The sequence below is a fragment of the Flavobacterium sp. FG68 genome (assembly GCF_057808895.1).
This window is the reverse complement of record NZ_JBMDIY010000028.1, coordinates 26,088-50,157: the sequence shown is the minus strand read 5'-3', so window position 1 is coordinate 50,157 and position 24,070 is coordinate 26,088. Positions and strand designations below refer to the sequence as shown.

At 28.9% G+C, this 24,070-nt stretch carries 21 protein-coding genes; 15 read left to right on the top strand and 6 right to left on the bottom strand.

Annotated features, from left to right (window positions below):
- Positions 1–71: 71 nt before the first annotated feature.
- The 4 genes from ACODSB_RS17220 to ACODSB_RS17205 all read left to right on the top strand — a co-directional run bounded on the left by ACODSB_RS17220 (position 72) and on the right by ACODSB_RS17205 (position 4,010).
- Positions 72–923, top strand: a complete 852-nt coding sequence (locus ACODSB_RS17220; RefSeq protein WP_488937950.1) for a hypothetical protein — start codon at positions 72–74, stop codon at positions 921–923.
- Between the two features lies 1 nt (position 924).
- A complete protein-coding gene (locus tag ACODSB_RS17215) occupies positions 925–1,260 on the top strand; it encodes a hypothetical protein (RefSeq protein WP_488937949.1) in 336 nt (111 codons plus the stop codon).
- Positions 1,261–1,700: 440 nt separating this feature from the next.
- Positions 1,701–3,458, top strand: coding sequence for an RNA-directed DNA polymerase (locus ACODSB_RS17210; RefSeq protein WP_488937948.1), 1,758 nt, complete (start codon positions 1,701–1,703; stop codon positions 3,456–3,458).
- A 114-nt stretch (positions 3,459–3,572) separates the two neighbouring features.
- Positions 3,573–4,010 (top strand): hypothetical protein, encoded by a 438-nt coding sequence (locus ACODSB_RS17205; protein WP_488937947.1) that lies wholly within the window; start codon positions 3,573–3,575, stop codon positions 4,008–4,010.
- Between the two features lie 579 nt (positions 4,011–4,589).
- Here ACODSB_RS17205 and ACODSB_RS17200 read toward each other — a convergent pair.
- From ACODSB_RS17200 to ACODSB_RS17190, 3 genes are all read right to left on the bottom strand, one after another.
- Complete coding sequence (locus ACODSB_RS17200) at positions 4,590–5,627, bottom strand: hypothetical protein (RefSeq protein WP_488937946.1); 1,038 nt, start codon at positions 5,625–5,627, stop codon at positions 4,590–4,592.
- Positions 5,627–8,029 carry a hypothetical protein gene (locus tag ACODSB_RS17195; protein ID WP_488937945.1) on the bottom strand — a complete coding sequence of 801 codons (2,403 nt, stop codon included), beginning with the start codon at positions 8,027–8,029 and terminating at the stop codon, positions 5,627–5,629. The genes ACODSB_RS17200 and ACODSB_RS17195 overlap by 1 nt, the downstream gene beginning before the upstream one ends.
- Positions 8,030–8,188: 159 nt before the next feature.
- Positions 8,189–9,019, bottom strand: coding sequence for a hypothetical protein (locus ACODSB_RS17190; RefSeq protein WP_488937944.1), 831 nt, complete (start codon positions 9,017–9,019; stop codon positions 8,189–8,191).
- An 856-nt stretch (positions 9,020–9,875) separates the two neighbouring features.
- Here ACODSB_RS17190 and ACODSB_RS17185 point away from each other — a divergent pair.
- The 8 genes from ACODSB_RS17185 (at position 9,876) to ACODSB_RS17150 (ending at position 18,947) form a co-directional block, all read left to right on the top strand.
- Positions 9,876–10,736 (top strand): DUF6602 domain-containing protein, encoded by an 861-nt coding sequence (locus tag ACODSB_RS17185; protein WP_488937943.1) that lies wholly within the window; start codon positions 9,876–9,878, stop codon positions 10,734–10,736.
- A gap of 271 nt (positions 10,737–11,007) precedes the next feature.
- The gene (locus ACODSB_RS17180; RefSeq protein WP_488937942.1) at positions 11,008–11,124 is read left to right on the top strand and encodes a tyrosine-type recombinase/integrase; all 117 of its coding nucleotides are present in this window, start codon (positions 11,008–11,010) and stop codon (positions 11,122–11,124) included.
- A gap of 203 nt (positions 11,125–11,327) precedes the next feature.
- Positions 11,328–11,720 carry a hypothetical protein gene (locus ACODSB_RS17175; protein WP_488937941.1) on the top strand — a complete coding sequence of 131 codons (393 nt, stop codon included), beginning with the start codon at positions 11,328–11,330 and terminating at the stop codon, positions 11,718–11,720.
- A 28-nt stretch (positions 11,721–11,748) separates the two neighbouring features.
- A complete protein-coding gene (locus ACODSB_RS17170) occupies positions 11,749–13,965 on the top strand; it encodes a helicase HerA domain-containing protein (RefSeq protein ID WP_488937940.1) in 2,217 nt (738 codons plus the stop codon).
- Between the two features lie 221 nt (positions 13,966–14,186).
- Positions 14,187–14,822, top strand: coding sequence for a hypothetical protein (locus ACODSB_RS17165; RefSeq protein ID WP_488937939.1), 636 nt, complete (start codon positions 14,187–14,189; stop codon positions 14,820–14,822).
- Between the two features lie 141 nt (positions 14,823–14,963).
- Entirely contained in the window at positions 14,964–15,902 is a 939-nt protein-coding gene (locus ACODSB_RS17160) for a HamA C-terminal domain-containing protein (RefSeq protein ID WP_488937938.1), read from the top strand.
- On the top strand, positions 15,899–18,169 hold the full coding sequence (locus ACODSB_RS17155) for a DEAD/DEAH box helicase (protein ID WP_488937937.1): 2,271 nt from the start codon (positions 15,899–15,901) through the stop codon (positions 18,167–18,169). The genes ACODSB_RS17160 and ACODSB_RS17155 overlap by 4 nt, the downstream gene beginning before the upstream one ends.
- A 205-nt stretch (positions 18,170–18,374) precedes the next feature.
- Positions 18,375–18,947 (top strand): hypothetical protein, encoded by a 573-nt coding sequence (locus ACODSB_RS17150; protein ID WP_488937936.1) that lies wholly within the window; start codon positions 18,375–18,377, stop codon positions 18,945–18,947.
- A gap of 143 nt (positions 18,948–19,090) precedes the next feature.
- Here ACODSB_RS17150 and ACODSB_RS17145 read toward each other — a convergent pair whose 3' ends face one another.
- Positions 19,091–20,335, bottom strand: coding sequence for a relaxase/mobilization nuclease domain-containing protein (locus tag ACODSB_RS17145; RefSeq protein ID WP_488937935.1), 1,245 nt, complete (start codon positions 20,333–20,335; stop codon positions 19,091–19,093).
- A complete protein-coding gene (locus ACODSB_RS17140) occupies positions 20,323–20,715 on the bottom strand; it encodes a plasmid mobilization protein (RefSeq protein WP_179001266.1) in 393 nt (130 codons plus the stop codon). Before ACODSB_RS17140 ends, ACODSB_RS17145 begins: the two co-directional genes overlap by 13 nt.
- A gap of 474 nt (positions 20,716–21,189) precedes the next feature.
- On the opposite strand from ACODSB_RS17140, the gene ACODSB_RS17135 reads away from it, so the two are divergent.
- The 3 genes from ACODSB_RS17135 (at position 21,190) to ACODSB_RS17125 (ending at position 23,550) form a co-directional block, all read left to right on the top strand.
- Positions 21,190–22,023, top strand: a complete 834-nt coding sequence (locus ACODSB_RS17135; RefSeq protein ID WP_488937934.1) for a phosphoribosyltransferase-like protein — start codon at positions 21,190–21,192, stop codon at positions 22,021–22,023.
- 1 nt (position 22,024) lies between these two features.
- Complete coding sequence (locus tag ACODSB_RS17130; protein WP_488937933.1) at positions 22,025–22,336, top strand: hypothetical protein; 312 nt, start codon at positions 22,025–22,027, stop codon at positions 22,334–22,336.
- 179 nt (positions 22,337–22,515) lie between these two features.
- On the top strand, positions 22,516–23,550 hold the full coding sequence (locus ACODSB_RS17125) for a reverse transcriptase domain-containing protein (RefSeq protein ID WP_488937932.1): 1,035 nt from the start codon (positions 22,516–22,518) through the stop codon (positions 23,548–23,550).
- Positions 23,551–23,607: 57 nt separating this feature from the next.
- Here the strand turns inward: ACODSB_RS17125 and ACODSB_RS17120 are convergent, their stop codons facing one another.
- Complete coding sequence (locus ACODSB_RS17120) at positions 23,608–24,000, bottom strand: helix-turn-helix domain-containing protein (RefSeq protein WP_488937931.1); 393 nt, start codon at positions 23,998–24,000, stop codon at positions 23,608–23,610.
- Between the last annotated feature and the right edge of the window lie 70 nt (positions 24,001–24,070).

Here is a 24,070-nt window from a genome sequence, read left to right as displayed (position 1 = left end):
AGAAATATCAAAAGATGTAGTTAAACTATTTATCTTAAAAACAATATCAAATTTGTCTTAAAAAAAAATTTATGAATAGCGAAACTAACTTATTAAAAAGACTTTTAAAATCATATCCTATTAAAGTATTAAAGGAAGTATTTGATATCAGAGGTTTAAATCAAAAAAATGTTATTGATGAAATATTAATCTCTAACAGCCATGAAATTATAAAAACCTTCATTTTTACTAATTTTTCTTTTTTAAGACAGCATATTTATGTTTACGACATTAATGGCACAATGAATAATGATTGGATTTGCGACGAAGAGTTACTTTACAATCAAAATATTGTCAACAACAGTAACAAGACATTAAACTTATTTTTCAAAGCCACATACCAAGTGTTTAGCACCGAAACAAATGGCCTAATAGATGTATTGTTTTATAAGCCTGTCCAAATTAGAATAATAAATAATAAATTAATAATTAGCATAAATATTCAAGAAAGAGACACTGCGAATTTATTCCCTACTAGAAGTTTTTTAATAAAAAAAGACATGTCTGATCATGATATTCTAACTCATATTATTTCAAAAATGCCATTAACTGCTAATCTTGTAAAGACAGATATCAATAGGGGCATTAAACAATTATGGGAAGAAGATTTTGTTGATGCTGCATTTGTTCAATTTAAAAAAGCCTCATCGACGTCAACTGAATCAATGGATGAAAATTTTACTCTTAAGGTTAAATCACCAGAAGAATACCAACGACTAGTGAACGAGCCACTACAAAAAAATGTGCTTAAAATACTTGGGAGTGATGTTATAATATCTCATTTTACTACAGAGCCTGGTATAGGAAAATTGTCTTTTACAAAATTTCCCGAAACATTAGATTCAATCCCTAGCCTCGTTGATTTAATTTTAAGCAAAAATTAACATGTTTAAAAAATATTTTAAAAGAAAAGCAGAAATAATTGAAAGAACTGATCCCGATAGAATATATGTAGAAAATATCAGGAGCTTTTTCAATTTACCTTATAATATTGCAAAAAAGCTGTGTGATATGGCTGTTAGGCAAAATTATTTTCGAAGAAAATATGGCATCTATTGCAAAAATGATGACTGTAGAAGAATAATAAATATCTACGACACAACAGAAGATGTGCCAGATCAAATTGAATGCTATATATGCGAAGCAAAAGAAAAAGAGCATTATATTTTTAACAAATATGAAGTAGAAATTATAGAGTTCTATCAATTAATATCCAAATGAATTTATCTAAAAGACAAGCCGATACGTATGTTATTTTAAGTAATATAATACTGAAATTTATAGTAACAATAGTCTCGTTGGGCGTTTTTGTTACCATCCTCTATATGTTTTTTAATAGCGAATGCAATTTGGAAAGTAAAATTCCATTGGGTATAATTGAGGCAATCTTGGCAGGAACATTATATAAAATGTTTGATCATTTTTTCCCGAAAGCTAATCCTTAAATATTTTACATTAGAGAACAGTATTATAAACTTTGATTTTATTTTATCATTGTAAAATGGTAGTTACTTTTATATTCAATACATTGTTATAGACACTCATTACTAAAATATTATGGTTTTCCGCAATAACATCATATTCTTTTTGAGTTAATTTGTTAAAATGTGGTAGAAAAATGCACTAGAATGTAGATATGCATCTTTAGATAAGAACTCACTATGAAATTAAAAAAACTGTTACAAGATGGTTATTTTCCAAAAGAACTTCCACCTCCTTTTCATACAAAATCCTTCGGAGAAAAATCAAGATTTGTAATTTCAAAATGGCAAAAATTATTAGCTGATGAGCAATTACCAAAATCTGGTGAAGTCCCAAAAGATGCAAAAAATAGATTTAATGAAAATTTTACTCAAAAATATGGAAGTTCAAAATTGATTGAATACAGTATTTCTAAAGGTGTTTATTCTAGAAGAAAACTTGAAATTCCAAACCCTAAACAATATCTTGATTTAGCACAAGCCATCGTTGATAATTGGAAAATTATTAATGAAACATATAAAATAAGTTCATACTCTGAAAGTAAACCTGTTTTACACAAAGCAAAGCGCTCCATAAGAACAAAAAGTAAATCTTGGAATAACTTTAAATTTGAACTTATTGAAAAATCATTTAATAGAAAAGTGGAACTTAAAATTGATATTTCAAATTTTTATCCGACTATATATACTCATTCAATACCTTGGGGCTTACTTGGAAAAGTGGATGCGAAAAAGTATTTCAAAATTAAAAATTCTAAGCCCGCTCAATGGGCTACATTGTTAGCTACCGATTCAAAAGCTAAAACATATAGGGTTGCAGATTTTATTGATACATTAGTTCGGAATTGTAATGAAAGACAAAGTATAGGTATTCCTATTGGACCGGATACTTCATTTTTACTAGCTGAATTAATAGGATGCAGGATTGACTTCGAGATCCATAATAAAATTAAAAAAATTTCTCACGAATGTATTCGATATTATGACGATTATTTTTTTTATGTAGATACACAAGGAGAGGCTGAAAACATTTTAAAAATTGTTCAACGAATTTTATATGAATTTCAACTAGAAACAAATGAAAATAAAGTTGGCATCAAGGAAATTCCATTACGATATATCGAAAATTGGTCAATTACATTATCTAATTTTAAGTTTCAAAATAATGATAAATACGAGCTTAGAAATTATTTTACAATTCTGTATTCTATTGTTGATAGTAATAAAGCAAATTCATCTTGGATTATAAACTATGGATTGACGCGTTTTGAATACGGAAATGTAAAGATAAAAAAAGATAATTGGCAAATATTTCTATCATTCCTTTTACAAACTATACTCATTGATCCAAGTAATATCAAGCAGATATTCAAAATAATATTATCATATAAAATCTATGTAAATCCTAAATCCAAGGAAAGAATTATATCGGTATTAGACAAAATTATAAACGAACATATAAGTCTTAATCATTCTTTTGAAGTATCGTGGTCGCTTTGGTTTTATAAGTCATTTAATATGAAATGCAAAAGTGATACAATTTCATCTGTATTAAAATCGCATGACGAAATCTCAAAGTTAATTGCTTTAGATTTAATTGATTCTAAGCTATTCTTTGGCAAAAAGCCCACATTAACTGAACTTGCAAAATCTGTAACTTCTCAATCTCTTTTTGACGAACATTGGATTTTTGCTTATGAAGCATATATAAAAAATTGGCTTGACTTTAAAGGTAGAAACATTTTAAGCTCAAATGATTTTTTTAATATTCTCAACCACTATAACATTTCATTTTATGATCTAAATCTTCAGTTAAAAACAGAGTTTACAATTAATACTCCAATAGTTGTGGATGATCCATTTCCCGATTGGCCAGATTTTCTAGATGCCGAAGATGATGATGATGATGATGATGATGATCAAGGTGGAGAATACTAACAACAAATAACTTTTAAAACGGATTTGGGCAATTGCTCAATAGCAAATGTTTTTGATTTTAGATTGGCAGATCCGAAAGTACGAAGCAAGACGCTTATAAATATTAAAAAAATTATGGCTCTAAGTGAAAATGATAAAGAAGTATTAGATTTAATAGACCTTGTTATTCTCCAATGTCCTGAACATACAGTTTTTTACATTGGAACAATTATCGAAGAAGATTTAAATTTACCAGATAAAAAATATTTGGCTGATAAAGTTAGAAGTGGAATGTATAATTTGGGATATATTGAAATTACACAAATTATTAATTTATTATCAAACATTACACTCTCAGATTTTGGCAAAGAGGTAAAACGACTAGGAGGTCATTATAAATACATAAAATGGCTTGAAAACGAAGACAAAAAGGAACAATTTAAATATGAAGCAGAAGTCAAAAATTTAGAATCTTCAACAAAATTAAATGATTGGCTATATAGAACAAAATGGTTACCTCTTATTCTTTCGATCATCGCATTAATTGTTTCACTGATTGCATTACTTAAATAACAATTAATAATTAACTTTTAATTTAAAAATATGGCTTACTTGCTTTATACGATAGTGAGATCAAAAAAACTAACCGCATAACATTAAGACCTCATAAATATTCTACTCATCAAATTATTGAACATTTTTTTGATTTGGAAGCGGTTTAAGATAGTTCTATTAAAGTAAATAATGTTGCTATTTACAATCTAACTGAGTATAAAAATAGCCAAAAAACTTTTGCTAATTCATTTACTATGCTTTCATTTTTATATTGGATTAAAGACGGTCTTATTGTAGATTTACATATACTTCCCACTTGAAAATATATTATAAAATGTTATTAATCTTCTTTAAATCATCTTCAAAATGGTTCGAGAGTTGTCCCGTTAGGGCTCTTCAATTTATAGATGAGTATTTTTTTCTCGAATAATATAATCACTTAACTTATCTCCATTTTTTGTTCACATATCCCAACTGGCGTTCTGGCACTACAAGAGGTTTGGGATTAAAGATGCGAGTTTTCCATTATGAACAAATTTGCCAAGTACAAAACCATCTTTAAATTCAGCCAAATGCCCAAATCTCGTGTAACGGTTGCTATGCGACGCCATTTTGATCTAGTTTTTCTGTTAAGCACATTACTCTTTTTAGTATTTCATTATATTCTGTTTCGGAAAGTTTATCAAGTGTAGAAATAATATAATCAGATATGCTAAGCATTTCGTCCATTGTATTTTTCTGCACAAAAGAATATGTCGAAAGTGTGTATAATCTATAACTCAGTTGATGTAAAACATCTTTAATAACTAGTTCATTTTCTGTAAATTTAATACTATCTAATTCTTTTTTAAGTTCTTCAAGTGTTTTTGCTACAAATTTATTTGGAGCCTTGTTATATATTATAAATTTATCATCAATGTCTTTGAGTTTAGATATAAGTTTTATTGCTTTTACAATGTTTTCTATGTTTTGGGTTTTAGAATTTAAAGTTATTAATGTTGTTTCGTGACCTGTAATTGTATCATTAATAGAATCAACTTTCGCCTTAGAGGATGATAATATTTCTTTCAATTCTTTAAGTTCATCTAAACTTCTAATATTAATAATTAATGGAAAAAAAATACCTAAAAATCCAATTACACCAATCCATATTGAAATCCAAGTATTTATTTTTGATATCTCAGTATCTATTTGATTTTTAGAATCTTCTACTGCCTTAGTAACAGTTGAATTCAAGAATTCTATATGTTTAATTATTTTTTCTTCACTTTTAATTTCATTGTTTAATATGTAAGGAGAAATATTAAAAACACTATTTTGACTATTTTCCTGACTGTATTTAGTTGATATATAATCTACAATAGCAATTTTTAAAGAATCGTTTAATTCTTTTTTATTTTGTACCGAACCATTTGCCTCAATCAGAATTAAATCTGGAATCAAAGATTTTTCTTTTGATGCATTGATTAATATTTGAGATATTACATCTTTGCTTTTTTCTTTGTGGTTATTAATGAGGTTATATGTTATGATATGACCGATTAGAAGTAATAAAAGAATAACAATTAATGAAACTCCGATTATTCTATAATGGCATTTGTACCATTTGTTTTTGTTTTGAACTACTTCTGACATTATGCGTAAACTTTAGATAAAATTTTGAATGGTAATTGCGATGGTATTTTTGAAATAATATTTTTATAATCATTAGCAATTGTAGCATCCTTTGGATGAAACAATTTTGCAAAGTTTATTTTATATTCTTCCGAATTATTTACAGCGTGAATCGCTGAGTCAAATATCATATTATCATGTGTGAACATAATTAATTGCAATGGCATATTAGGAGTATATTGATTAAAAAGATTAAATAATTTTTTTATGAATTTCTCAATAGTTGCTCTGTTTTCGAAATCACTTGAATAGAAAATATCATCTAAAATTAAAGGTAGATTAATTTTCGTTTTTTTTCTAGATGCAATTGCAATGCTAATTGCAACCATTGTGCAAAATAATTTATAATGGAAAGTATTAAAATATTTGTTAACAGGTATTCTGATATTTTCTTTTCCCTCTTTTATATATGCAACAATTTTATTTGATAAAATTTCACCGGTTTCATTATCAATTTCATCCGGTTCATTCTCTAAGATTAATTCTACTTCATTATTTCTTGATTCCCTTAAATAATCATTTAACACAGCTAAAATGATTTCTTTTAAAGGTTCAAATATTTCTGTTAATTCATTATTGATTTCTTTATGAATTATCCTATATAATTCTGTAGCTTCTCTTTTTACATTGATGTAAAAGTTGTTTTCTCTTAAAGCAATCTCATATTCGTTTGTAAAATTTTGTAATCCATTGTTCAAATTATTAATTTGATTTTCCAATTCTTTTATTTCATTTTGTAGCAATGATTCTTGTAAAATTCTATCAGTAATATTTCTATTACTATTTACTTTATCTTCGAAATATTGTATTGAATCTTTTCTTCTGTCGTTTAATATATTAAGTGTTTTTATAAAATAGGGTAATCGTTCATATATATAATTTTCGCCTTTTTCAAATAAAAACTGAATGAACTCAATTGTTTTGGCAGTTGAATTTTCTATTTTTTCTTTATTTTTTTCTAAATCAATAATTAAATCAGAAGATGTTATATTTATTAATGTGTTTCTAATATTTAAAATTACCTCTTCATATTCTTCAGAGATAAAATTTTCTGAAGCTTGCTTTATTTCAAGCTCAACTTGGTGTCTTAGTTTGTAAAATGTATTATTTATAAAATTTATAGATTCAAGAATATTTATTGATATACCTTCTAATTCAGCACTTATTTTCTTATATGATTGATATTCATTAATTATACTTTCTGTACTTTTTTCAATCTCAGTTTTTGACAATTTTGAATTTTTGCAAAATGGGCAATCTTTACTTTGTTGTAATAATTTTAATCCTGTCTCTAAGAAATTAATTTCTGAAATATTACCAATTTTTGAACTTAATTTCTTCATAGATTGGTTTTGTTCATTAAATCTAATTATATTTTTTCTTAAATCTTCGTATTGATAATTAATAGAATAATCTTTTGTCTTTAGTTCGTTCACTAATGAAAGTGATTTGAGTGATGAGATTCTTAGTTCTTCAGATAAATCTTCTTTAGATTTGTTTAGAAGTTCATTCTTATTTACTAACTGCTCAGAATAAGATTTAATTTTTTTATTTGAATCTTCAAGGTTGTTTTTAGCTTTTTTGACATTATTTGATTCTATTAATCTATTGTATTTGATGAAATGAAAGAGATTTTTATCTAATTCAATTAATTCTGATAGACCAACATTTTTTGCTATTAAATGATTAAAAGAATCAATATTACTACTCTCGAAATTTAATTTACAATTTGTAGTTATGTCAAACTCACTTATAAAATGATTATTAGGATTGAGTAATTTTCTGATTTTTAAAGGAATGTTATCTTTGTTCAGTGAAAAATCTTCACCTTCTTTTGTCAAAATATTAAATTGACACTCATTAAATGGATTATTATAGTGCTGTAAATAGCTTTTAAAATAGCTATCTTCATCTTCTAATTCATTATTAGTTCGCAATTCAGCTTCTCCAATCCTTTTTGTATAGCTATATTCCAAAGCATTAAAAAGAGAGGATTTCCCAACGCCATTACTTCCGATAATAATGTAACTTGAAATATCATTATCTTCTTTAAAGTTTATCCCAAAGGGTATTTCTGATTTTGGAAATGCTCTTAAGTTATTTATGGTAATTTTTGAAATTCTAAAATCTTTATTTTCCCACTTAGAAATTTCTGAAACTTCATTATCATCAATTAATTCTAAATGAAAAATGCGGTCTTCAATTTTATAATCATTATAGAAGCGTTTGACGTTATCAAAAAAAAATTCTCTTTTTGAAATATCGACATTTGGATTCTTAGCAAATATTATTGATAAAAGATTATCTTTTAAGTGTTCGTTATTTGCAACTTTAAATAGAAAATTTGTTTTTTGGTCACTCATTGAATCTGTTTTTTAGGTATTGTGTCGCATAACGTTCCGTCGCTTGTGGCTCTTGTGGGCTTATGAAACTGAGTGTTTTCGGCTTAACGTAAATTTGAATAAACAACGCTAATTCCACTAAATCCCATAATAGACACAAACGACTGTTGTGCGAAGTTACTATTCTTCTAATGCTTTTCGCTGTTTCCATTTATCATACAAAATACTACTAAAAATTGATGTTGCTACTCCAAAGAAAGTTCCAAATAAAAATTCATAAATACGTGTTGACCAAGACTTATAATTTACAATTGAACTCAATTCTTCTTTACGTTTATCTATCAAATCTTCAACACCTTTAAGTTTCTCGTATTCTAATGTAATTTTTTTATTTTGTATTTCTGTTTCAATCATATCTTCTTTAATTCGATTTAGATCTCCTTCAAGATTTTTAATCCCACTTAAAACAAGTTCAACATTTTCAATTTTATTTTCTAAAGGTTTCTCTTCTTTGTTTCCAAAAAATGAAAATATTGATGTAGATGAAACAACAATCGATGTAATTACCGCGATAAGTGATGAATTGAACAGAGCTGATGTTTTCTTTTTTTGGACTTTTAAGTTTTGAAAGTAGCGTCTTGCCACGTCACCGTGTTTATCAAGCAATTTAAATAATTCTTCTTGATCATAAATGCTTATTTTGTCGGTGGAATATTTACTTTTAACTTGTCTTGGAATTTTAGCGGAAACAATAAAAATAAAGTTATGATAAAACTCAAATTGAGTTTTAGAATTTTCTAGTTGTTCTATTAAAGAGTTTTCGCTAAATGTCAATTTATGTTTAACTTCGATGCCAGTTTTGACTATTCCATTATGGCCTTGAATATCGACAGTTTTTCCATTGTTGTTTTCAAAAATGAATAGTTTATCATAAATGAATTCAGCTTGAAATAAATCAGCACATAATTGTACGAATTTCTCTGGTTTTAACTCAAATATTGGATATTTCATCGATTTTTCGCTTTAATTTCGCACAACAGCATATACTACTGGCAACATTAGACTAATCACCCCTAAATTGGGTAGATATGTCTGATAAACTTCAGGGTTTATTTATTATCAAATATATAATAATAAGCTTATAAATCATCAAAAGGACTTTTAATTTGTTGAATGCTTTTTGTACTGACATGAGTATAAATTTCGGCAGTTTTACTATATTATATCCTAATAATTGCTGAGAGAAGTAAAACAACTTTCAACCGCAATCTATCGTAAAAAAATAATTGAAAAATAAAAATAAAACAAGAGCTTTAGACAAATCTAAAACCTTTTTTTAGCAGGAACTTCATTCTAACCAAGGTTAAGTTTTCTCCGAATCAGAAAATTAGATTCCATTCAAAACCTTTAAATCTTCCATTAAGCGGTTCGAATTCTGTACCGTCAAGGTCACATTTAATAACAAAAGTATACCCGTTATTAATTTGTATTTTTTTTAATCTCTAGTGACCTTGACGGTACAGAATTCGAACCTTTTATTGGAGGATTTAAAGATTTTAAATGATGCTTAATTTTTTGATTCGACGTTAATATTACTATTGGTTAATCGTGTTTGTGTTGATCCAATTAAGCAGCACGTCCCCCGAATTCTATATCCATTTCAGTAGCAAAAGCATTCAACGAATTGAAAGCTCTTTTGATTATTTATAAGTTTATTATTATATATTTGATAATAAAATAACCTGACCTTTGTCTGTCATATCTACTCAATTTTGGAGGTGATAAGTCTGATGTTGTCTGTAGTATATACTAGTTAGCTGATATAGCCCCGAAAAGAAGAAAATTTTAAAATCAAATACAATAAATTATGAATGCAGTTCACGGAAGTATTTTAGAAAACCTCAAATTGGTCGAAATTATTTATGAAGAAACCGTTGACGCATTTAAAAAAGATAGGACTAATACTTCCGATTCAAAGGAAGTTACAGTTAATCAATTTATAGGAAGTTATCTACCATCAGACTATCAAATTAAAACCCGTAGTAAAATTTATTCTCGAACTCAAGAAACTAATAATATTGATTGCGTTGTACTTTCTCCTCACCATCCAAGACTAATTACTCCGAAAAGAGAGGTGGTCATTGCAGAAGGTGTTTTTGCGGCAATTGAGGTAAAACCTGATATTAGGACTCTGACAGAAAAAGGAGAATTTTATGTTGCTCTAAATCAGATTAAATCTGTAAAAAATATCATTCGAGACATTCAAAGACTTGATTTTTCAGAACTCTTTGAAGAAAAAAAGCCTCCTGCGTATTACGACAAAATTCCTAGCGTAATCTTTTCTTCTAAATCTTCAGATTTGGAAAAAACAATAAAGTTTATGATTCAACAATTACGAGAAAATAAATTTGACTTTGAAGAGTTTCCAGATGTCATTGTTTCTCTTGAAAAAGGTATAATAACTTATTCTCCACATTTTGAATTTACTGGGTTAGCTGAATATTTTAAAAAGGAAGTTAAAGGGGATATACCTAAACGCGCTTTTATTAGCTATGAATCAAAAGAAAAATCATCAATATTAATTTTATTTTTGAGACTTTTTTTAAATTTCACTCCTTCTCAAATGCACGTTAGTGATTTTATTATCAAAAACTATCTTTCAGATATTAAGACAAGCTTTAAAATAAAAATTTATGATGTAGATAAAATTAGTAGAGCGGAAAACTAGATCAGCTACTATACGCTACAAGCAATTTGGAAATTAGGCTTAATTTGAAAATGGTTTTGCATTCAGAATGATTTGGCAAATCCGAAGAATGGGTTTAAAATATCAAACTTATTACAAAGCAAAAAAAATCAGGACTATTGTAAAAACTTAAGCACTAAAATGAAAAGAATAATCTAATCTTAATTGCTGTTGTCACAGTAGTTGTTTGCTAAAAAAAAAATACTAAATATTCTGACAGGAGCTTAAAAGAGACATTAAAAAAAGTATTAAATTGGCGGGCATAAGCAAACCTGTAACTTTACATTGGCTCAGACACATTTATGCAACGCATTTGTTGGGAAGCTGTACAGATTTACGTTATATACAAGAATTACTAGCACATATATAGTAGTACAAAAGCAGAAATTTATACTCATGTAAGTATGAAAAGGCTACAACAAATAAAAAGCCCTTTTGATGACTTATAAAAAATAAAAACTTAACAAGAGTTGAGTATATACAAGAATAAATTGATGTACATACTCAGTAAAATGATTAAAAAATGGGTATATAAACAAGTTCGTGATAACCCTGAAGAAAGACAAATAAAATATGAGTTTCAACCAAGAACCGAAAGACCCTAAAAAATCAATAAGACTAAAATATAATCGTAGACGAGAATTTTTAAGACATAGCCTTGAACAGTTCATCATTTTTGCTAATGAACGACTTAATGAAGAAAAGTATGGTAAAATTTACAAGAAAGAAGAAGTCGAAAATCTCCTAAAAGGAGCTGACAACTTCTTGAAAACATTTCCTCCTGTAAAAGAATATGAATTTACTGCTGAGGACTTTGCCAATTTTGATTTAGCGATGGAGGAAGCTGCTAAGGAGACAGAAAAACTCTTTGAAAACATCAAAAATGACAATACCGACTACGTTGCTTTGTTAAAGGAAATTCATGAAGAAATGGAAAAGCGAGAAAAAAAAGACAATTCAAAATAAATAGTATAATGATTAATACACAGGCGAAATGCAGTTAAATATCAAACAGAGGTTTTCAGTTGTCGGAATTTACATCGCCTTAATTTTAGGTATCGGATACTACTTTTCCAATGACTGGCAATTTCTTGTTGACACAAGCAACAATTTAAACGCAGTTTTAATTGCAACAGGACTTGCGTTAATTTTAAGTGTTTATATAACCGAACCTTACTTTTCAAAGCCTGTTGACGTAATTACAAGGTGGGTAGCAATATTTCTATTTCTAATCGGGCTAAACAGCAAGCAGTGCTTATCTCTAACTCTATATTGGTTTATTGCTTGTGCTGTTTTTACTGTATTAGGTTTACTACTGATATTTTTACATGGCTTCAAAAAATTTGAGAAACAGCAACGAATTGCGGTTGACTTCATTTGTAAAATATCAAGACCTGAAATTGTTTTTACCCTTCTCTACTTTGACATTGTTATTTCCTTTTTTCATTACAATCAAAAAGAATATCCCATTCTAATTGGATTTGGCTTTTTGCTTGCAGTAAATAAACCCATTGTTTGGTTTGTGAATTTTATTTTCACTCAATTCAAAAACATAACATCAACGACAGATGCTTCAAAATTTATCGGGCAAGTAATTGGACATGAAAGCACAGACCTATACAAAGTTGAACTTCAAAGTGACAACCCATTTAGACAAAAAGAATTGAAAGGTAGTTTGGTTTATCTTGAAAATATCACAAACGGAGTTGCTGGAATTGTTTTAAGTGAACGAATATTGTTAGGAAAAAAATGGTTAGAGATTTTATCCCTACGTGATAAAAATCAAAATCTTATTTCTTTCGACATTAAGACATTTATGCCACTTACAGGAGAAAAATCTATTTTTTCCAAAACGAATGCAGTATATCTATTGAATATTGACTCTTTGGAAGAACAAGTAAGAGAGGCAATCAATTCAAATAAAGTAAAAGCTAATTTTAAAAATTTAATTGGGAATGTTTGGGAGGGTTCAACCATAAACAAAATAAAATTCAACAAACTTTTCTCAGATGAACTTCAAAAGGAAAGAGGAATTGGCGAAGGAAGTATAATTCAAACTGAAATTGCAAACGAAGAAGTATTGTATCAAATAATTGATGCAAAAACAGACAAAGAAAGTTTAGAATTTAAAGATACACATGGTTTAACAATTGGAACGGCTCAAAAATTAGGTAAATACATTGCAGTATCAAACGAACTTAATACTATTAAGTGGTTGCCTGAAATCTACACTCCAATTTTTTTACTTGACCCTTTGACTGTTGCTTATAACACTAACAACTTCATTGGGAAATTACCAAATACCAATTATGGTATACCAATTAAATCACCCCATGAGCTTGTAACTCACAATACCGCTATTCTAGGAATTCTCGGCATTGGTAAATCATGCCTAACATTTGAATTACTTCAAAAGTTACTTTCAACAACAGAAGTTAAAATCTTCTGTATTGATTTGACAAATCAATATTCAAAGGAATTACCAAAATATGTTTCGCCAACTTTAATTCAATTTGATTTTATTGCAGCAACATTAACAGCATTGAAAACAGGAAACGCAACTGGAGTTCCTGCAAATCCAGCAACTTGGGGAAACGAAACTTTGTATAAGACGACAATTGCTACAGAAATTGATGCTTTTATAGCGTCTGACAAAAGAGTTATTACCATTAATCCTGACATGCATAATGTTTCAAAGCCAGGTAGTCAATTTAATATTACTCACAAAGTTGATTTAACACCAGCAGAGAAAGTGAGATTGATTTCAGAAAGGCTAATCGTTAAAGCAAGTTCATTGGGCGAAACATCAGAAGCAAGATTTCTCATTGTGTTCGAGGAAGCACATTCTCTCGTGCCAGAATGGAATTCTATTGCAAATGAGGGCGACAAAAATGCAACCAACGGAACAGCAAAAGTTATTCTTCAAGGCAGAAAATATGGTTTAGGTTCATTCGTTGTTACTCAAAGGACAGCTAATATCAGTAAGAGCATTTTAAATCAGTGTAACACCATTTTTGCAATGAGGGTTTTTGACGACACAGGGAAACAATTTTTGGAAAACTATATAGGTTCAGACTACTCAAATATTTTGCCGACACTTGAAGAGAGACATTGTATAGCAATTGGAAAAGCACTAAAACTAAAGCAACCAGTGATACTTGAACTAAATGATATGAATGAAATTATTCTACCTCCAGTTGTAATTACTTAAAAGTAAGCTCACATTATGAAACACATAGAAACCACTTGGACAGAAGAAAGGGCAACCACTAACAGCACATTTGCAATAGGCGGAGTTTCGTGCCCCGTAAACAGTTTAGTGGTAGCTAAAGGTTTTGTGCTCCACATAAACATTAGTGGTGAAAAGCCCACCCATCGCAAATCTTCAAGCCTTTAGCTGTTAATTTACAAAACTGCCTAAAATATAGACTTATGAATACAGAAGAAATACCAGATATCGTTTTTATTTATCCATATAATTTTCCAGATGAATTAATATCAGAAGAAACTATAGAATTAAATTCTAGTGGATTAAACATAAAAATTCAGAAAGTTGAAAATGAACCTTTCAGCGCTTTTGAATGGGTTATTCCAACTGCTTTTGGTGTTTATATTCTTAAGCCTTTTTTTGACTCATTTCTTTCAGAAGCGGGAAAAGATTTTTACATACTGTTGAAAACAGCTTTGAAAAAAGTTGCTGAAAAAGGAAAACAATTTAATTACAAATTAATATCAGCGAGCCAATCAACGCAAAAGTTGTCTGGAAATTATAATCAGTCAATAACTGTTTCTATAAATATTCAGACAAAAAACAACAGACTCATAAAACTTTTATTTGATAATAATTTAGATAAAGATGATTGGGACAATGCGATTGACCAGATATTGGAATTTGTGATTGAAAATTACGAAAACTGCCCAAATGATCGCTTGACAAAAAAAATAAATTCAATAAATGAGAATGAACACAAAACTATTTATGGAAAAATAAATCCAGAGACTAAAGTTGTCGAATTTTTTGACGACAATTTGATGTTTTTCCAGTTTAAAAATAAAAACAACAGCTAACATGCGTTTGTAGATATTTTGGGATTAGGCTTTATTTGAAAAGATTCGGGCAAGAATAAAAATAGTATTAATTTACAAAGTATGGTTGTTAATTCGCCCACAACAGCTATAAGCACGTTAGACAACATTTTAAACCGAAATATGAATACGCCTTTCAACTCAGAAAATATTATCACACATAAAATAAATGAAAATGGATTCAGTACATTTCTTGTTGGTTTTGATATTGATGATAAAGCAACTCCTGTATACAGATTAAAACCATTAATTCAAAAATTATGTGATGTATTGCAAGAATTTGCTTTTGGTTTTCATGAAGGTGAATCAACTGAAAATACTAAAACATATTCTAAGCTAATTGAAGCGGCTCAATCAATTTACAAAATTGATGCATTTCAAAAAGTAAAAGACATATATGATAATAATGGTTCTATTGATGATGATGTAGATGATAAATTTTTAAGACGTGGAGAATTCGGAGAGTTAATCTTACACCTTTTGTTGAGAGATTTTCATAATACAATTCCACTCTTATCAAAAGTTTATTTTAAAGATTCTCTTGGTCATGCAGTACATGGTTTTGATGCAGTACATATTGAGCCTAACACAAAAACACTTTGGCTGGGAGAATCTAAATTATATACTAACGGGAAAGCAGGATTAAAAGCATTAATTACAGATATTGAAGAACATTTTAAAAGTGACTACTTAAATTCTGAATTTATGCTTATATCAAAAAAACTTACTCAAATTGACAATATTCCTGATAAAGATTATTGGTTAGATTTGATAAGTAAATCAAAAAAATTAATTAACCAATTAAGCGCTATAAATATCCCACTTTTATGTACTTATCATTGTGATTTATTTTCTTCACATAATGATGAGAATAACCAAATGTTTGTAGATGAATATATAAAGGAAATGAGATTGTTAAAACAATATTTCGAAGATAATAATCAACATCCATTAAAAACTAAATTAAATATTATTCTTATTTTATTTCCAATTCAAAATAAAAAAGAACTTGTAAAAGGGTTACATAATAAACTTTCATTAATTCAACAATTAGGGGAATGATAGAAAATTTACTTTTAGAAATCAAGTCTAAAGACTATTTCAGCTACGAAGAAACATTCGATTTTTACAAAAAATGTAGTCAATTAATAATTGAGAATGAAAATATTGCTCAAAAACTTATTATAAACATCCTCGATGAAAAAAGTAAATTTGATCCAAACTTAAATTTAATATTAACTGATTTAATAGAAGCAGTCGGTTTCTATCCATATATTGAAAAGGAAAATTTTAAATTAGATTCTACAGACGCTTTAATTAGGCAAGTATATCATCATTCAGATAATTTAGACAAATATTTGCATGAAGATCAGAAGCACTTATTATCCCTTTTAAATTCAGATAAAAATGTCATAGTTAGTGCTCCAACAAGTTTTGGGAAAAGTTTATTAATTGAAGAAATTGTTGCATCAAGAAAATTTAAAAACGTAATAATAATTCAACCAACACTTGCATTACTAGATGAGACGAGGAGAAAACTAAAAAAGTATGATGACAATTACAAGCTAATTGTTAGAACTTCTCAAGAAACCTCAATTGAAAAAGGAAATATATACCTTTTTACAGCAGAAAGAGTTAATGAGTATAAAGAGTTTATTGATGTTGATTTTATTATTATTGATGAGTTTTATAAACTTAGTTCAAAAAGAGATGATGAAAGAGCGGATTCACTAAATAATGCTTTGCATTATATTCTTAAAACTTTTAACTGTAAATTTTATTTATTAGGACCAAACATAGATGGTATTTCTCAAGGATTTGAAGATAAATATAATGCAATATTTTATAAAACTCAATCTTCTTTAGTTGATGTAAAAAGTATTGATTTATACACTCCAAATAAAGAAACATTTGATAAGACCAGTCATCATAGTAAAGATGGATATAAAGACGCAATCATATTTAAAGAAGATAAATTATTTGAATTACTTTTTGAAAAAAAAGATGAGCAATCAATAATATATTGCTCATCACCCAATAGGGTTAGATATTTATCTCAAAAATTTTGTAATTTCTTAATTGGTAAAGGGATTAATAAAAGTGACTCTAATTTAGATATAATAGAATGGATTAATCAAAATATATCTGATAATTGGAGTTTAATATCGTTATTAGAAAACAATATAGGAATCCATGACGGTGCATTACAAAAGCATATTACAACTACAGTAATTGATTATTTTAATAGAGGACAGATAAATTTTCTTTTTTGCACAACTACAATTATCGAAGGAGTAAATACAAGTGCTAAAAATATTATTTTTTTTGATGGAACAAAAGGAGTTAATACCAAAATAGATTATTTTGATTATTCAAATATAAAAGGTCGAGCTGGACGTTTAATGATTCATTATACTGGAACAATATATAATTTTAACCCAATTCCTCCCAATCAGCAAGTTGTAATTGACATTCCTTTTTTTGAACAAAATCCAATTTCGGATGAAGTGTTAATTCATTTAGATGAAAATGAAGTAAAGAATATCAATTCAACTCAATACAAAAAAATCAAGGGTATTCCTTTAGAAGAAAAAGGAATTATTAAAAGAAATGGAGTTCAGGTAGATGGCCAATTAAACATTTTTAATACATTAAGAGAAGATATATCTAGTAAATATCATTTAATCTTTTGGAATACAACACCAGATTACAAACAATTGATGTATTGTTTAAATTTGGGTTGGAAGTACTTAATGAAAAAGGGAGAATCTAAATCGTTAGGTATAAATAAGCTGGTCAACAAAACATTTAATTATGGTTTACACCAAAGCTTAGGTAGACTCATCACATCTGATATTGACTACACAATTAAGTCAATTGAATATTATGAAAAATATAAAAATTCTGAAGATGAAGAAATCAATACTATTATGCTTAATTATGGACAAAGGTATTCTGCATTCTCTGAGCAAGATATTTTAGAAGAAGTAATCATGACGAACTTTCAGATTCAAAAACACTGGTTTCAATACAAAATCCCTAAATGGTTATCAGTTTTAAATTCAATTCAAGAATTTGTTTGTATTGAAAAAGGACTTAAACCTGGTAATTATTCTTATTATTCTAATCTTATAGAAAATGAATTTCTTAGAGAAAATTTAGCGATATTGTCGGAATTTGGAATTCCTAGTTCCGCAATACGCAAACTAGAAAAACTAATACCAGCTGTAGTGCCTCAAGATGAAGTAATAAACATGATAAGAAGCAAAAAAATATTTGACAATAACATTTTCATTGATTACGAAAAGAACAAACTAAAAGAAACATAAAAAAACGTCGCCTAACATGCGTTTGGAGAGATTACGAATTTTTCGGTAAAATCAAGTTCACGTTTCGCAAGAAATTTTATCTTTAACAGAAAATAAGCAGTTCCAAATTTCGCAACCTCCCCAAGAGCAGTAATGTAACCTCTAATAGCACAGATAACAGTAGATAAAGAACAAACGATTTAATAAATTTAAAAAAAAAACTAAAATGAATATTATAGAAAAAGAAGCTGATACTTTTTTTAGATTTGAACTTTACAATGGGGTTGATAGTTTAAGTGGAATTAAATCAATAATTACTTCAAAGCTTTATGATTTTAATCGTGATCGTGATAAACTTGATTTTCTCAGAATCATTTACGAAAAAACAATAGAAGCCAAAAAAAAACATCCTCAAAACTGTACTTGTTCCTTTGACAAATCTCGGAATACTGGATTATTTGCAATTGAACAAGAAATTGACAACATAAATTCATATTATACTTATATCGCTAAATCAGAAGATTCATTTACCATAATTCAAGAATCTAAACTGCATACTATGCTCAATGAAATGGCTGAAAACTTAAAAAAACTTGGCTATGGTCAAGAAATTATTTTCGATGAAATTGATGAACTTAAAAGCCATTTTAATTTAGGAAAACATAATTGGTTTCAATTAGTAAAAGGTAAGTTATTTGACATTGGTATAGCGTATGGAGTAGAAAAGTTAATACTTGAAGGAATGTACACTGACTTGGCAAAAGAAGTGGAAAATGTAATTCCTACCTTTTTAAACTAAAAGCTACTGCAGGGTAACAGCCGTAACAAGCCATTTGCGGATTTAGTGGAATTATTAACCAAAAATTAAACCTAAATAATCATTGTATGAGCAAGCAAAATTGAAGAGATATTTAAGGATTCAGGTCTGCATCCTTAAATATTTTAGATTCCATTATAATGTCTCCTCTTCTTTTTTTGTTTAAAATGTTTCGAAACATAGTCGTTTACTTTTTCACTACGAAGAAGTATATCGGCAAGATTTTCTTTTATATACTCATTTAACTCAATATTTTGAAATGTTTCTGAATTTATTGAAATAGAGTTTTGATACTTTCTCTCAAGGGAAAGAATATTCATGGCACAGTTTTCCTGAATTCCTTTTGCACTGAATTCTTTTCCAAGACTGCTTCCATTGACAACCGACTGTGTTTTAAAGTCGATAAAAGTAATTCCGTAAAGTTTTCCCTCACTGCTTTTTCTTAAAATAGTATGAATCGCTCCATCTTTGAGCCTTTCGGATAACCTCTCGACAGAAGTCATTCTTTGATCCAATAAAGCCTGTCTCAAAGCATTTTTGACGTGGCTTTTGCCGTATTGTTTCTTTGTTTCATTTACCCTGAATTTTTCCTCCAGAAATTTTAAGGTAGGTCTGCTGTAGAATTCGCTGGCCTTTATCGGCACGCCGACTGGTTTTAAATCTTTATCAAGTATTTTATAAAGCAGTCCATTGTTTTTAAAAACTCTGGATTCCTCACTTCCTCTGTCAGCATGAACATTATAGAGGTTTAAAACTGCGTTGAGTTCAGGCAGGCTTGAATATTTGTAATCAAATAAAACCTTGTTTAAAACTGAATTGATCGCCTTTTTGGACTCTGCTTTTCCGTATTGAATTTTGCCGACATCTATCGGATTTAACGAAAATTGTTCTTTCTGTTTTCTTCCTTCGGCTTTTACAAGGCCGAACATTTCTTCAATTTCTTTTCGGGCAGGTTCTGATTTTCTGATCCCTAATAAATGCAGATCTATTCTTTTTCCGTCTCTCTGAATGTTATTTGTCACGATATGGCAGTGCGGATGACCCGCATCATAATGCTGGTATACAAGGTAAGGCTGTCTGCCGAATCCCAGCTTTTCCATATAAGTGTCTGCAATTTCAGCCAGTTTTTCTTTCGAATGATTCTCCGAAGGATCAAAGTTTAGCGAGATATGCACCGAATTCCGCTTCGTATTGGTATTGAGTTCTGCCAGTTTTAGAAAGCGGTTTAATTTTGAAGTGAAACTCAGTTTTTCCAGTTCCAGTGGATAATTTACCGCACTGATGCATTCCGCTTGTCCGATTTCAACTTTATTTTCATTGTAATTCAGAATGCCTCTTATGGACGAGCTTGTTTTTATCACTGCAACCATTTTTCTGCTATTTTCTGGGTATGGCCTGAAACCTCTTCCATTTTATCAAAAAGTCTTTTTCTCTGGATCTCGAACAGATAAAGATGTCCTTTGAAATCTGGAATCGTTTTGAGCGTGTTTATCTTTCTGGCAATCTGATTGATATTATTGCCGATTGCCCGTAATTCGGAAGTAAGTACAGCTGTCTCTTCCATCAGTTCGTCTAAAGACTGGTTTCTGTAGGTGGCTACAATTGGTTTGTTGAATAAGTGGCTTCTGATGTGGTCGCTTAATTTTCGGCAGGTGCTTGCTCTGAATCTTTTTTCCAGTTCGGCATACTCCAAAGGAGTGAATCGCAGTCCCACAATTCGCGTTCTGTTTGAATTTTCTCTTTTCATCATCTTTCATTTTCATTGTTATCAAACTCTTTTCTTTTAAGTTTCTCCACCGCCGAGTTCCGAGGCAATGCGTGGCAAGATAGGCGGTTGTTAAACAACCGTTTCATCTTGCTGATTGCAGGAACGTGGCAATCTTTTGAGATTTTTAAAAGCAGGCTTCTAATTTAGGGAAAATATTTGAATCGATCATACGCAAAATATGGTCATGATGGCTGTAGAATGTTACTATGAATAAATTCTTAAAAAAGAAAAAGAAAAAAAAGAAAGCAGTCTTGAATTGGACAGGCAGACAGATGAAGTGCTATAAGTCCCGAAGGGCATTTTTTGAGGAACGAAAAAAAATGTTATGCGCACTTCTCTGGCTGTGTCCAATACCTTGCTTTACTTTATTTACTTTATCATTATCAAGTATTCATCCCTTACAATGTTTTATCTTGCAAAGGAATTTGTACTAATTTATTTTTATATTTGTTATCTATGGATATTGAAGTAATAGCTAAAATACACTCAATTTTTAATGTCAAGAAATGGCACGGTAATGACGGAAATACTATAGTATTTACTAATTTTTGCAATTTATTATTAAACTTAACGGAGGTACAGAGAAATCTTATTTTTGAGCTAGCTGAGCGTTACACTTGGATTACTTTGGCAGAATACCAAGGTAGGCTTTTAAATATTTTTAATAGAATTAATGATAGTGAATTGGTAGATGTTTCTAAAATTACTATTTTTCCAGTTATAAAGCCTGAGCATGAAGATGATACTAAAAGTGGAAATACTGTATTGTATATTATAAAAGGTCTTAAAGGATTGTTGCCAAAGTTTAAAACGATAGAATTTGAGTATCTTGAACAATACGAAAAACTTCATCAAAAAGACTTTAAGATTAAAAAAAATGAGAGAATTTATTTGCTAGATGACTATTTAGGATCTGGAGAAACTGTTAAGGCTTCAGTTGCAGAAGTATTGAAGAATACAAGTATCAAACCAGAAATGATAACCGTAATTTCTTTGGCATCACAGCAAGAATCAGTAGAATTTTTAAAAGAGCAAGGCATTTCTCTTTATACTGACTTTATACAAAGAAAAGGAATAAGTGATTTTTATTCTTCTCCTGAATTAGAAGAAAAGGTGAAAGTTATGCAAGAAATTGAAAATTTAATACCAGCTAATCACTTTAGATTTGGATATAATGAGTCTGAAGCATTAATAACATTATCTCGCACTCCTGATAATACATTTCCTATTTTCTGGAAAGAATATAAAAAAGATAGTAAAAAATATGATGCACCCTTTTCAAGAATTTAAAATGGATAATAATTTATATTTACTTCTCGATGTTATAAAAAAGAGTGGTTCTGTTAAAAAGCTGACTCGTATAGGAATAACATTTAATCAAATAGCTGAATATACGAATCAAGCTATACAAAAAGGCTTAATTACAAATGTTGAAAATAAAATAGTTCTGACAGAGCTAGGATTAGAAAGTTTCGAAGTTTTGGAGAAGCACTATAAGAAAACAAATAAAGAAGAGTGGATTGAAATTGATGTTGAAAATAAAATTCCCAAAATAGAAAAAAATTCTATATTTTTACCTAGACAAAATGCGTTAACATTTTAACTTAAAATATTAAATCGTGTCGGTTATACGACACCGGAACCGTGAGGTCACTGTTCTGTAATTGAATGCTTTTTCAAGCGTTAAGATTTTAAAGTTCCTCCGCAGAGCTCCAGAACTTTAAAATCTTTAATCATAATTTGAATGTGGGACTTTGTTCCACATTCAATTAAAGAACTAAAATGGAATTTGCATACTACAAACAAGAATTTATAAAAGCGGCTATTTCAGCAGGGTATTCTGAATTAAACATTCAAAGATGTTTAGATTATGCTGAACCTTTAATAAATAAAAATCTACCAGTAATTTATAACACTTCCCATCTTTCTGGATTAGTTGGGTACAAAACAAAATACCTTAAGAGAGCAGTAACATATACTTCGTTTTATTACAATGATTACAAAATCTTAAAAAAAAATAAAACATATAGAATAATATCCGAACCCTTGCCAAGTTTAAAGGAAATACAAGTTTGGATTCTTGAAAATATTTTAAATGAAGTTAAAGTAAGTTCATATGCTAAAGCTTATAAACAAAATGTTAAGCTTATGGAAAATCTTAAGTTTCATAAGAAGCAAGCTAAAGTTTTTACAATTGATTTAAAAAATTTCTTTCCGTCAATTACACTTGACTGTGTTAATGAAATTTTTTTGAATTTAGGTTATTCGAGATTAATTGCTAATTTATTAGCAAAGTTATGTTGTAAAGAAAATTGTTTGCCTCAAGGTTCTCCTACCAGTCCTTATCTTTCTAATATTTATATGATAAAAGCTGATGAAATTATAGCAAATTATTGTTTAGAAAAGAAAATAAGATATACTCGTTATGCTGATGATTTGAGTTTTTCGGGTAATTTCGATGAAAATGAACTAATGAATGTTGTAAGTTCAATTATCGCCGAAATGAATTTAGAGATAAATTATAAAAAAGTTAAACTTATGAAGCAAGGTTCTCGACAAACTGTTACAGGTATTGTTGTAAACGAGAAGCCTCAGGTTGTTTTTCATAAAAGAAATGAATTAAGACAAACAATGTATTATATACAAAAATTCGGATTGGAAGATCATATGAAACATCAAAAGATATTGCAATCAAATTATCTCGAGCATTTGTTAGGAAAAATAAATTTTATACTTCAATTAAATTCTTCTGATAAAGAATTTAAAGGATATAAGCAGTATTTGAATAAATTAAAACAACAACGAGAGCTATTGTAAAAAAAAAGAGACTGTTAAGCCTCTTTTTTTGTGAATCAATATGTCCTTTGTAATGGCTTATTTCCCTTTTAGTAATTTTTCCAAATATTCAACCTTATCTTTTTCTGCTTGAACTAATCGTTCATAAAGCTCAACAACCTTGTCGATAGGATTAAAGTTAATTGTATCTTGTCGCCCAAAATTATTATTTGCAACGGCTTCATTAAAAGTGTTGAAATAATTAATCACACCTTCATCAGAAAAATTCTTAATTGCTTCTACAGTTACTCCCAAGGCTTTTGCTACTTCTGCTAATTTTTCATCGTCGATATCTTCACTATTTTCTAATATCGAAACAGTCTGCTGGTTTGTACCCATAGCCTGCGCGAGCGCTTCCTGTTTCATGTCTTTCAGTTCACGGATACGGCTGATTTTGCGCCCCATGTGGTTTGGTTTTGTTAGTGTACTCATAGTTCAAAGATAATAATTAACAATAAAAAAGCGGGATTCATGTATGATACAAAAAATCTCATGTACGGTA

Bases quoted from the DNA above. Each gene is read 5' to 3' on its own strand.
- ACODSB_RS17220 (WP_488937950.1), top strand. From the start codon at position 72: ATGAATAGCGAAACTAACTTATTAAAAAGACTTTTAAAATCATATCCT.
- ACODSB_RS17215 (WP_488937949.1), top strand. From the start codon at position 925: ATGTTTAAAAAATATTTTAAAAGAAAAGCAGAAATAATTGAAAGAACT.
- ACODSB_RS17210 (WP_488937948.1), top strand. From the start codon at position 1,701: ATGAAATTAAAAAAACTGTTACAAGATGGTTATTTTCCAAAAGAACTT.
- ACODSB_RS17205 (WP_488937947.1), top strand. From the start codon at position 3,573: ATGGCTCTAAGTGAAAATGATAAAGAAGTATTAGATTTAATAGACCTT.
- ACODSB_RS17200 (WP_488937946.1), bottom strand. From the start codon at position 5,627: ATGTCAGAAGTAGTTCAAAACAAAAACAAATGGTACAAATGCCATTAT.
- ACODSB_RS17195 (WP_488937945.1), bottom strand. From the start codon at position 8,029: ATGAGTGACCAAAAAACAAATTTTCTATTTAAAGTTGCAAATAACGAA.
- ACODSB_RS17190 (WP_488937944.1), bottom strand. From the start codon at position 9,019: ATGAAATATCCAATATTTGAGTTAAAACCAGAGAAATTCGTACAATTA.
- ACODSB_RS17185 (WP_488937943.1), top strand. From the start codon at position 9,876: ATGAATGCAGTTCACGGAAGTATTTTAGAAAACCTCAAATTGGTCGAA.
- ACODSB_RS17175 (WP_488937941.1), top strand. From the start codon at position 11,328: ATGAGTTTCAACCAAGAACCGAAAGACCCTAAAAAATCAATAAGACTA.
- ACODSB_RS17170 (WP_488937940.1), top strand. From the start codon at position 11,749: ATGCAGTTAAATATCAAACAGAGGTTTTCAGTTGTCGGAATTTACATC.
- ACODSB_RS17165 (WP_488937939.1), top strand. From the start codon at position 14,187: ATGAATACAGAAGAAATACCAGATATCGTTTTTATTTATCCATATAAT.
- ACODSB_RS17160 (WP_488937938.1), top strand. From the start codon at position 14,964: ATGAATACGCCTTTCAACTCAGAAAATATTATCACACATAAAATAAAT.
- ACODSB_RS17155 (WP_488937937.1), top strand. From the start codon at position 15,899: ATGATAGAAAATTTACTTTTAGAAATCAAGTCTAAAGACTATTTCAGC.
- ACODSB_RS17150 (WP_488937936.1), top strand. From the start codon at position 18,375: ATGAATATTATAGAAAAAGAAGCTGATACTTTTTTTAGATTTGAACTT.
- ACODSB_RS17145 (WP_488937935.1), bottom strand. From the start codon at position 20,335: ATGGTTGCAGTGATAAAAACAAGCTCGTCCATAAGAGGCATTCTGAAT.
- ACODSB_RS17140 (WP_179001266.1), bottom strand. From the start codon at position 20,715: ATGATGAAAAGAGAAAATTCAAACAGAACGCGAATTGTGGGACTGCGA.
- ACODSB_RS17135 (WP_488937934.1), top strand. From the start codon at position 21,190: ATGGATATTGAAGTAATAGCTAAAATACACTCAATTTTTAATGTCAAG.
- ACODSB_RS17130 (WP_488937933.1), top strand. From the start codon at position 22,025: ATGGATAATAATTTATATTTACTTCTCGATGTTATAAAAAAGAGTGGT.
- ACODSB_RS17125 (WP_488937932.1), top strand. From the start codon at position 22,516: ATGGAATTTGCATACTACAAACAAGAATTTATAAAAGCGGCTATTTCA.
- ACODSB_RS17120 (WP_488937931.1), bottom strand. From the start codon at position 24,000: ATGAGTACACTAACAAAACCAAACCACATGGGGCGCAAAATCAGCCGT.